This is a genomic window from Mesorhizobium sp. M7A.F.Ca.CA.002.09.1.1, from assembly GCF_003998555.1.
Taxonomy (GTDB): Bacteria; Pseudomonadota; Alphaproteobacteria; order Rhizobiales; family Rhizobiaceae; genus Mesorhizobium; species Mesorhizobium ciceri.
Genome location: NZ_RZRR01001240.1, coordinates 1 through 1235, shown reverse-complemented (window position 1 = coordinate 1235; position 1235 = coordinate 1). Strand labels below are relative to the sequence as shown.

Below are 1235 nucleotides of genomic sequence, written 5' to 3'. Positions count from 1 at the left end.
AGATCGAAGCACAAAACGCCAAGATCGATGCGGCACAGAAGCAGGTGGCGCAGGCCCAGGCCGCGCTCGAGTTTGCCAAAGCGGAGGACAAGCGCAACCGTGAGCTGCTGGCCAAGGGAACCTCCACCCAACAGCAGGCGGAACAGGCCGCTTCTACCCTGCGCCAGGACCAGGCCGCCCTCGACAGCGCCGGAGCAAACGTGGCAGCCGCGAAAAGCCAGGTCACTGTTCTGCAAGCACAGACCAAGAGCGCGCAAGCAAAGCTCAATCAAGCCAAGGCCAGCCAGGAGCAGGCCCGCACCATGCTGTCGCGCACCATCATAACCGCGCCTGTCGCCGGTCGCGCCACCAGTATCACGGCCGCCAAGGGCACCTACGCCCAGCCTGGTCAGGTGCTGATGATGTTCGTTCCCGACGAGGTCTGGGTGAAGGCTAATTTCAAGGAGACCCAGCTTGATCTGATGCGGCCGGGACAGCCCGTCGACATCGATATCGACGCCTATCCCGAAAAGAACTTCCACGGCCGCGTCGACAGCATCCAGGCGGGCAGTGGCACCGCCTTCAGCCTGCTGCCGGCCGAGAATGCCACCGGCAACTTCGTCAAGGTGGTGCAGCGCGTGCCCGTGAAGATCGTCTTCGACCGACCGCCGGGCGTGCTGCTGGGTCCAGGCCTGTCGGTGGTGCCGACAGTCAAGGTGAGATGAGCGCCGTCGAAATGGCTGGTGAACGGAGCGAAACCCGGTCCGCCGCCGGCGGGCGCAATCCGTGGCTGATCGCAGTCGTCGTCTCGATCGCCACCTTCATGCTGGTGCTCGACACCTCGATCGCCAACGTGGCGCTGCGCAACATCGCCGGCAGCCTCGCGGCCGGGATGGACGAAAGCACCTGGGTGATCACCACCTATCTGGTCGCGAATTCCGTGATCATCCCGGTTAGCGGCTGGTTGGCCAGCGTCATCGGCCGCAAGCGTTACTACATGCTTTGCGTGGCGATCTTCACCATAGCGTCGCTGCTGTGCGGCCTGGCGCCCAATCTGGAAATGCTCATCGTCTTCAGGATCCTGCAAGGCCTCGGGGGCGGCGGCATGGCACCCAGCGAACAATCCATTCTCGCCGACACCTTTCCACCCGAAAAACGCTCCCAGGCATTTGCTCTTTACGGCATTGCCGTCATCGTCGCACCGACAGTCGGGCCGACCATCGGCGGTTGGCTGACCGACCATTTCTCCTGGCTCT

2 protein-coding genes are annotated in these 1235 nt (G+C 63.4%); both read left to right on the top strand.

The features are described from left to right. A partial coding sequence (locus EN994_RS32160; RefSeq protein WP_164746452.1) for an HlyD family secretion protein occupies positions 1-704 on the top strand: 704 nt, incomplete at its 5' end. 11 nt (positions 705-715) lie between these two features. Next, positions 716-1235 (top strand): MFS transporter (locus EN994_RS32155; protein ID WP_127308186.1); only part of this gene is annotated, 520 nt, incomplete at its 3' end.